Source organism: Streptomyces sp. NPDC059564, assembly GCF_042735575.1.
GTDB lineage: Bacteria > Actinomycetota > Actinomycetes > Streptomycetales > Streptomycetaceae > Streptomyces.
The window spans coordinates 20,576-28,931 of record NZ_JBHWBP010000077.1; the positions used below are offsets into that span (position 1 = coordinate 20,576).

The window sequence follows — 8,356 nt, forward strand, 5'->3', positions numbered from 1 at the left end:
GGCCGCGTCATGCCCGCTCACGCCATGCCTCCGTTGTGCTGGATCCCGTGGTTCCCCTGGCCGCCGGGGGTGTCGTGACCGCCGCTTGGGAGGCCGTGGCCGCCGAGGGTGTCGTGACCGCCTTGCAGGCCCTGACCGCCGAGGGTGTCGTGGATGCCCTGGAGGCCCTGACCGCCGAAGGAGTCGTGCCCACCGTCGTGGGGACCCTGCCCGCCGAACGTGTCGTGGCCGGCACCCTGGGGACCCTGCCCGCCGAACGCGTCGTGGCCGGCACCCTGGAGGCCCTGCCCGCCGAGGGTGCCGTGGCCACCCTGAAGACCCTGCCCGCCGAACATGTCGTGGCCGCCCTGAAGACCCTGGCCACCGAGGGTGCCGTGGCCGCCGCCCTGAAGACCCTGGCCACCGAGGGTGCCGTGGCCGCCGCCCTGGAGGCCCTGGCCGCCGAGGGGGCCCGGACCGCCGAAGGCGTCGTGACCGCCGTGCCCCCCGTGGACGCCGCCCTCGCCGGGCGGTGCCTGGTGCGGGATGCGCGCTTCGGTGGCGGCACCAGCGGCGCCAACGGCACCGACGGCGCCCGCCGCGTCACCCGCCGCCGTCGCGGCGGCGGTCGCCTCGCGCTCCGCGACGACCTCGCGGACCGCCTCGATCACGCCCTTGTAGCCGGAGCAGCGGCAGAGGTTGCCGCACAGCGCCTGCCGGGTCTCCAGGTCGCTGGGGGCGTGGTTGCCCTCCAGCAGGTCGTGGATGGTCATGGCCATGCCGGGCACGCAGAACCCGCACTGCACCCCGCCCGACCTGCACAACGCCTCTTGCACGTCCGACAGTTCCCCGTCGGTCGGAAGACCTTCCACGGTCCGGACCTCGCTGCCCGCCGCGGTCGCCGCCGGGACCAGGCAGGAGGCGACGAGCCGCCCGTCGACCTGCACCGCGCAGGCACCGCACTCGCCCTGCGAGCAGCCGTCCTTGGCGCCGGCCAGGCCGAGCCGCTCGCGCAGCACGTACAGCAGGGACTCGCCGATCCAGGCGCCGGTGACGGGCCGGTCGGCGCCGTTGACGCGCAGGACGTACGAAGCCGACGGGTGCTCGTGATGGGCGACGGCGGGGGCCGCTTCTTCCTCGTACGCCGCCTCCCGCACCGGGACACCTCCGGCGCCACCCTCGTCCGGGGGTGTCACGCCGCTGTCGGCGCCGTCCTCGTCCGGCGCAGGCCCGGCCCCCGCTTCGGCGACGGCTTCCGCCGGCCCGGCGCCAACGGCGGGTGCCGCCTCCACGAATCCGTGCCCGTGGCCGTGCCCCTGCTCGGGGGCGTGCCCGTCGGCCGGCGCCCCCGCGGCCTCGGCGTCCACCGGACGCGGCCGCTGCTCCTCCACCGGCGCCAGCGCCGGGCCGTGGGCGGCGTCGATGTCGGGGGCGGCGTGCGGCACGCCCTCCGGCTCCGGCCCGGGCTGCGGGAAGGTGTCCGGCAGCGGGGTCCCGACCCCCGGCCCGCCCAGCACCCTCGGCCCGCGCCCCAGGACACCGGCCCCGGTGCCCTCGCCCGGCAGCACGCCGGAACTCATCAGCACATCGGCCCCGGCCACCCCGGAGCCCCCGACGCCGGCCCCGTGCGTACCACCGGCACCGGCGGCGCCCAGCCCGTCCAGCGCCCCCGGCTGCGCCCACGGAGCCGCGGCCCCGCCCGGCAGCGGCGCCGGAGCCTGGCTCCAGTCGGCCGCGGCCGCGCCACCACCGACGCCGCCACCACCGACGCCACCCGGGAACTCACCCGTCCCCGGCAGCGGTTCGCCGCCGGTCGGCAGCGTCCACTGCCCGGTCGCCACCCGCTCATCGGCCCGGTGCTCCGACTCGGGCCGGTGCACGCCTTCGGACCGGTGCGCCGACTCGGTCAGGTGCACACCCTCGGCCAGGTACCCCGACTCCGGCCGGTGCACGCCTCCCGCCTGATGCGCCTCCGGCCAGTGCACGACCCCCGGCCGGTGCGCCTCCGCCCGGTGCGCCTCCGCCTGATGTCCCTCCGGCTGGTGCACCGCCTCCGGGAACTGCCACTCGGCCGTCGACCCGGAATCCGCGTCGCCCCCGGCCACGGCGGGCCCGCCCGGCTCCCCGAAGGACGCCGCCACCGACGGCGGCAGCGGGATGGAGGCCGGGATCGGTCCCCGCGCGGGCGCGGCGGCCGCCGGTGCGGCCTCCGCCTCGGGCCACTGCACCGGCATCGTCCAGGTGCCGGTGGCGGTGGGATCCGTACTGGCCGACCCCAGGGGCACGATCATCGGCGGCGGCACGTACCCGTGCCCGGGCGCCGCGAGGGGCTCCCCGTTGTCGAGCGCGTCCAGCATGTCCTGCGGCAGCTTCACGAAGGCCGTGGCCTCGGAGTCGTACTCGCCGCCGTGCGGCACCGGCTCCCAGCCCCAGCCGTTGCCCGCGCCGCCCGTACCGCCCGCGTTCCCGGTCGTTCCGCTCACGTTCTCGTTCTCACTCATGAGGTCAGCGCCCTTCCCAGGGCCCTGCGCGCCAGCACGGCCACCGTCCGCCGCAGATGCAGTACTCCGGAGGACACCGGTTCCCCCTGGTCGGGCACACAGGCGGCCGCGACGTACTCGCCGAAGGCCTCCAGCGCCTCGGGGGCCAGGCTGCGGTCCCCGTCCCAGTCGATCAGCGAGGCCACCCACTGCTCGGCCTCCAGCGGCCGCAGCGGCATCGGGGCCACCGCGCCGATCGCACACCGCACACCCCGGCGCGCGGGATCGAGTACGAGCCCCACGGACGCCACCGCGCGCCCCGGACCCGTACGTCCCGTGGCCTTCAGGAACACCTGCGGGGCGTGCAGCAGCGGCACCCGCACGAAGCCGATCAGCTCGCCGGGGCGGAGCATCTCGCGCCCGGCGAGCAGGTGGGAGACGGGGATCTCGCGCTGCGAGCCGCCGGGGCCGACGATGACCAGCACCGCCTCCAGCGCCGCGAGCACGGGCAGGGCGTCACCGGTCGGCGCGGCCGTCGCGATGTTCCCGCCGAGGGTGCCGGCGTTGCGGATCTGCGGCGGGCCCGCGGCCCGGGCGGCGGCGGCGAGCGCCGGGATGAGAGCGGCGAAATCCGGCCGTCCCATCCGGGCGTGCGTCAGTCCGGCGCCGAGCAGCGCGTGTCCGTCCTGGTACTGCCAGCCGCGGATCTCGTTGATGCGCCCGAGGCCGACCAGCGCGGCGGGGCGCAGCAGCCCGGCGTTGACGGCGGCCATGAGGTCGGTGCCGCCCGCGACGGGCACGGCCGCGGGCATGGCGGTGAGTGCCGCCACGGCCTCGTCGAGCGAGGCCGGCAGCGTCACGGACTGCGCCGCCCGGGCCGCGGGCGGCCCCTGAGTCGAATGCGATGCGTGCGGTGCGTGCGTGGTCAACCCAGCTGCCCCTTCCCGATGTCCCGGTCCCGGCGCTCACGCCTGTCCGCCGTACGGTACGTGCTCACCGCCGGGACGTGGCAACTCTGGCACATCTTCGGGACCACCCGGCGCGAGGGTCCGCCGGTCACCGCCGCCCGGTCCGCGCTCCGGCGCCGCCCGCACGCGAGGGGCCGGTGCCGGGCGGAGGGCCCCGGCGCTCCTCGCGCACTGCCCGCACACCCCCCGTACGCCACTCCCGCACCACTCACCCGCCCCTTCCGGCGCCCGCTCCGGAACGCCCGATTTCCCCCCTATCCACCTCATTCGGGGGAGAGTTCCAAAGGTTTCCGAAGAGTTCCGCTTCCGGCCAACCACGGCCGGGGCGGCGGTCCGCGCCCCGGGTCACACGATCGGGGGCGCGCCCTCGACCGGACGTCCCCGGACTCCCGGCCGGCGCTGCCACGGCAACGGTCCCGCCGGTGGCCGGTACTCGACCCCGAGGGCGTCGAGCCGTGCGTAGTGCGCGGTCATCCGCACCTCGAAGCCCGCGTGGTCCCGGGATTCCGGTTCGGGCAGCGCCGACCACACCGTCTCGGCGAAGGCGGCCAGTCGCGGGAACACCTGGTAGTCGACCCGGCTCTGGTTCTCCATCACCTCGGTCCACACGTTGGCCTGCGCGCCCAGCACGTGCGCGGCGGCCTCCGGCGACAGCTTCGGCGGCACGGGCTCGAAGCGGTAGACGTCCTCCAGGGAACGCACGTACCCGATGGGCATCGGCTCGTCCGGGCCCTCCGCCTGACGGTGGTCCAGGTACACCTGCTGCTCGGGACACATCACCACGTCGTGCCCGGCCTCGGCGGCGGCGATCCCGCCCGCGTAGCCGCGCCAGGAGGACACGGCGGCGCCCTCCGCCAGGCCCCCCTCCAGGATCTCGTCCCAGCCGATGAGCCGGCGTCCGCGCGCGGTGAGCCAGCGGTCGAAGTGCCGGATGAACCAGGCCTGGAGGCCGTCCTCCCCGTCGACGCCCAGCTCCCGGATCCGCTCCTGCGCCGCCGCCGACGCCCGCCACTGCGCCTTCGGGCACTCGTCGCCGCCGACGTGCACGAAGGGCGAGACCTCGGCCGGGAACAGGTCCAGCAGCTCCTCGAACACCTCCTCGTAGAAGCGCAGTACGCCCTCGGTGGGGGCCAGGACGTTCTCGCTGATCCCCCAGTCGTCCCACACCTCCAGCGCCGCGGTGTCCACGACGTCGCGGTTGCCCAGCCCGGGGTAGGCGGCGATGGCGGCCTGCGAGTGCCCGGGGATGTCGACCTCGGGAACGATCCGGACGTGCCGTTCGGCCGCGTACGCGACGATCTCGCGGATGTCGTCCTGGGTGTAGAAGCCGCCGTGCGGGGTCTCGTTCCACAGCGGCGAGGCCCGGTGCCCCCACCGGCTGCGCGCCCGCCACGCACCCACTTCCGTGAGCCTCGGGTGGCGCTTGATCTCGACGCGCCAGCCCTGGTCGTCCGTCAGGTGCAGGTGCAGCACGTTCAGCTTGTGCGCGGCGAGCAGGTCGATGTGGCGCAGCACCCCGTCCTTGGGCGTGAAGTGCCGGGCGACGTCGAGCATCATCCCGCGCCACGCGAAGCGGGGGCCGTCCTCGACGGTGGCGTACGGGAGGTCCCAGGCGGGCCGTCCGGGCAGCGGCGCCTTGCGGTACGCGTCGGGGCCGAGCAGCTGACGCAGGGTCTGCGCGCCCCGGAACAGCCCGGCGGCGGAGGCGCCGGTCAGCTCCACGCCGTCGGGGCCGACCTCCAGCCGGTAGGACTCCGGCCCGTACCCGCCGGCCCGCTGCGGATCGACCGCCAGCCGTACGTCGCCCCGCGCGGCCGGGGCCGCCGGCGGCAGCAGCCCCCAGCCGGTGGCGCCCCCGAGCTCCCGGCGCACCCACCGCGCGACCCCCTCGGCCCCGGGCCCGGCGGCGAGCACCGGATCGGGGCCGAACCGGTAGCGGCGGCCCCCCTCGTCCACGACCGCGACCCGGGGTACGGGGATCAGGTCCATGCGTCAGCCCTTCGCCACAACAAGCCTGTTGCACCCTGCGCAACGCCCGTTCCACAGAGCACTCGTCGCGCCGACCCTAACCCGCCCCCGGGGCACGCAAAAGGCCCCCGGGCGCGGATCCGCGCACCGAGGGCCTTCGCCTTCGAAAGCCGGGACTTCCTGCCGTACGTCCCGCCGGACTCCCGGCGGGACGTCCCGCGACGTCCCGGGACTTCCTACTTGTCCTTACCGCCCTTGTCCTTGTCGCCGCCGGCGCCCATGGACTCGTAGATCTCCTTGCACATCGGGCAAACCGGGTACTTCTTCGGGTCGCGGCCCGGTACCCAGACCTTGCCGCAGAGCGCGACGACGGGGGTGCCCCCGAGCGCGCTCTCCATGATCTTGTCCTTCTGGACGTAGTGGGCGAAGCGCTCGTGGTCGCCGTCGCCGTGGGACACCTGTGGCGTCGGCTCTACGAGGGTCCCCGTACCAGTCCCGCGCTCGGGCTCAAGAGTGCTCATAAAGCCAGGGTACTGAACCCGGCGCGGGTCAGTTCAGCGACGGGTCGTCCAGATAGGTGGCGACCATCGCGAGCTCGCTGCGCTGGCGCCGCAGCACCGCCCGCCACAGCCGTTCGGGGTCCGGGAAGGAGACGTCGCCGGGTTCGGAGTCCACGACGTACCAGGCGCCGTCGCCCAGCTCGGTCTCCAGCTGGCCGGGGCCCCATCCGGAGTAGCCGGCGAAGATGCGCAGGCCGCCGAGGGCGGCGGCCAGCAGTTCGGGCGGGGTCTCCAGGTCCACGAGGCCGATCGCGCCGTGCACCCGGCGCCAGCCCAGGGGCCCTTCCTCGCCCGGGATCACGGCGACCCCCAGGGCCGAGTCCAGCCCGACCGGGCCGCCTTGGAAGACCACTCCGGGGTCGCCGGCCAGCGCCGCCCACGGGAGCAGGATGTCGCGGACGTCCACCGGGGTGGGCCGGTTGAGGACAACGCCGAGGGAGCCCTGCTCGTCGTGGTCGAGCAGCAGCACCACCGCGCGGTCGAAATTCGGGTCCGCGAGGGCGGGGGTGGCCACGAGCAGCCGCCCTGTGAGGGAGGACACCTCGGTCATGCGGACATGATCTCGCACAATCGTCCTTCAGGGGGAGCGGGCGGCCCCATCGGATCACGCGCAGCTCAGGGCGCACTGCGGCAGGGAGGAGCGCGCGCCGTCGCGACCGCCGGAACACGACACTCCGCTACCTGCCGCGCACTGAGGGTGCTGTACCGAATTCAATACAGTCCTACGGCCACGTCAGCCATACAAACAAGGGGGTAGTGACCCTTACCCTTTTCACTGATCCCCTGCCCATCCTCTCCGGAACGCGAGATCCATGACCGGCAACGATGTCCTGCTTGTCCACGGCGGAACCCCGCTCGAGGGCGAGATCCGTGTCCGCGGCGCGAAGAACCTCGTGCCGAAGGCCATGGTCGCCGCCCTGCTCGGCAGCGAGCCGAGCCGGCTGCGCAATGTTCCCGACATCCGTGACGTGCGGGTCGTGCGCGGGCTGCTCCAGCTGCACGGCGTGACCGTGCGGCCCGGCGAGGAGCCGGGCGAGCTGATCCTCGACCCGACCTACGTCGAGAGCGCCAACGTCGCCGACATCGACGCGCACGCGGGATCCTCCCGGATCCCGATCCTCTTCTGCGGCCCGCTGCTGCACCGCCTCGGCCACGCCTTCATCCCCGGCCTGGGCGGCTGCGACATCGGCGGCCGTCCGATCGACTTCCACTTCGACGTGCTCCGCCAGTTCGGCGCGACCATCGAGAAGCGCGAGGGCGGCCAGTACCTGGAGGCCCCGCAGCGCCTCCGCGGCTGCAAGATCCGCCTCCCCTACCCCTCGGTCGGCTCGACCGAGCAGGTCCTCCTGACGGCCGTACTGGCCGAGGGCGTGACCGAGCTCAGCAACGCCGCCGTCGAGCCGGAGATCGAAGACCTCATCTGCGTCCTGCAGAAGATGGGCGCGATCATCTCCGTCGACACCGACCGCACCATCCGCATCACCGGTGTGGACCGTCTGAGCGGTTACAACCACAAGGCGCTCCCGGACCGCCTGGAGGCCGCCTCGTGGGCCTCCGCGGCCCTGGCGACCGGCGGCAACATCTACGTCCGCGGCGCGCAGCAGCGCTCGATGATGACGTTCCTCAACACGTTCCGCCGGGTGGGCGGCGCGTTCGAGATCGACGACGAGGGCATCCGCTTCTGGCACCCGGGCGGCCCGCTGAAGGCCATCGCGCTGGAGACGGACGTGCACCCCGGCTTCCAGACCGACTGGCAGCAGCCGCTGGTCGTCGCCCTGACGCAGGCCACGGGCCTGTCGATCGTCCACGAGACGGTCTACGAGTCGCGGCTCGGCTTCACCTCGGCGCTCAACCAGATGGGTGCTCACATCCAGCTGTACCGCGAGTGCCTGGGCGGCAGCGCCTGCCGCTTCGGCCAGCGCAACTTCCTGCACTCGGCGGTCGTCTCCGGCCCGACCAAGCTCCAGGGCGCCGACCTGGTCATCCCCGACCTGCGCGGCGGGTTCTCGTACCTCATCGCGGCGCTGGCCGCCGAGGGCACCTCGCGCGTGCACGGCATCGACCTCATCAACCGCGGCTACGAGAACTTCATGGAGAAGCTCGTCGAGCTGGGCGCCAAGGTCGAGCTGCCGAACGGCGACCTCGTCTGAGTCCCATTCAGCCCGATCACCTTCCCGGGGCCCCACAAGGCCCCGGGAAGGGCCTGTGGGGGCCCGTCAGGGCCCGTTACGGGCCCGGGCAGACCGAAGGGGGGGCCCCCCCCCCGGGGGGGGGCGCCGCGCGGGGGGGGGGGGGCTGTGCTAACCGGCGCGCGCGGCTGGGGTGGGGGGGGGGCCGCGGGCTGGGGGGGGCGGGGGGCCGCGCGGGGGGCCGCGCTGAGCGGACCCGCCGCCGCCCTGGG

The 8,356-nt window shown here is 74.7% G+C and carries 6 protein-coding genes; 1 reads left to right on the forward strand and 5 read right to left on the reverse strand.

The features are described from left to right. Positions 1–17: 17 nt before the first annotated feature. The 5 genes from ACFV0Q_RS16105 to ACFV0Q_RS16125 all read right to left on the reverse strand — a co-directional run bounded on the left by ACFV0Q_RS16105 (position 18) and on the right by ACFV0Q_RS16125 (position 6,505). Positions 18–2,480, reverse strand: coding sequence for a 2Fe-2S iron-sulfur cluster-binding protein (locus ACFV0Q_RS16105; RefSeq protein ID WP_385005640.1), 2,463 nt, complete (start codon positions 2,478–2,480; stop codon positions 18–20). Further along, positions 2,477–3,388, reverse strand: a complete 912-nt coding sequence (locus ACFV0Q_RS16110; protein WP_266577098.1) for an FAD binding domain-containing protein — start codon at positions 3,386–3,388, stop codon at positions 2,477–2,479. The genes ACFV0Q_RS16105 and ACFV0Q_RS16110 overlap by 4 nt, the downstream gene beginning before the upstream one ends. A 384-nt stretch (positions 3,389–3,772) precedes the next feature. Then, complete coding sequence (locus ACFV0Q_RS16115) at positions 3,773–5,416, reverse strand: beta-N-acetylhexosaminidase (RefSeq protein WP_385005643.1); 1,644 nt, start codon at positions 5,414–5,416, stop codon at positions 3,773–3,775. A gap of 215 nt (positions 5,417–5,631) precedes the next feature. Then, positions 5,632–5,916, reverse strand: a complete 285-nt coding sequence (locus ACFV0Q_RS16120) for a DUF3039 domain-containing protein (protein ID WP_053679372.1) — start codon at positions 5,914–5,916, stop codon at positions 5,632–5,634. A 28-nt stretch (positions 5,917–5,944) separates the two neighbouring features. Beyond that, complete coding sequence (locus tag ACFV0Q_RS16125) at positions 5,945–6,505, reverse strand: YqgE/AlgH family protein (protein WP_385005645.1); 561 nt, start codon at positions 6,503–6,505, stop codon at positions 5,945–5,947. 262 nt (positions 6,506–6,767) lie between these two features. Here ACFV0Q_RS16125 and murA point away from each other — a divergent pair, with 262 nt between their 5' ends. After that, complete coding sequence (gene murA, locus ACFV0Q_RS16130) at positions 6,768–8,105, forward strand: UDP-N-acetylglucosamine 1-carboxyvinyltransferase (RefSeq protein ID WP_385005647.1); 1,338 nt, start codon at positions 6,768–6,770, stop codon at positions 8,103–8,105. Positions 8,106–8,356: the final 251 nt, after the last annotated feature.

What these genes read in the sequence shown, in the direction of transcription:
- ACFV0Q_RS16105 (WP_385005640.1), bottom strand. Translation starts at nt 2,480, where the DNA reads ATGAGTGAGAACGAGAACGTGAGCGGAACGACCGGGAACGCGGGCGGT.
- ACFV0Q_RS16125 (WP_385005645.1), bottom strand. Translation starts at nt 6,505, where the DNA reads ATGACCGAGGTGTCCTCCCTCACAGGGCGGCTGCTCGTGGCCACCCCC.
- murA (WP_385005647.1), top strand. Translation starts at nt 6,768, where the DNA reads ATGACCGGCAACGATGTCCTGCTTGTCCACGGCGGAACCCCGCTCGAG.
- ACFV0Q_RS16120 (WP_053679372.1), bottom strand. Translation starts at nt 5,916, where the DNA reads ATGAGCACTCTTGAGCCCGAGCGCGGGACTGGTACGGGGACCCTCGTA.
- ACFV0Q_RS16115 (WP_385005643.1), bottom strand. Translation starts at nt 5,416, where the DNA reads ATGGACCTGATCCCCGTACCCCGGGTCGCGGTCGTGGACGAGGGGGGC.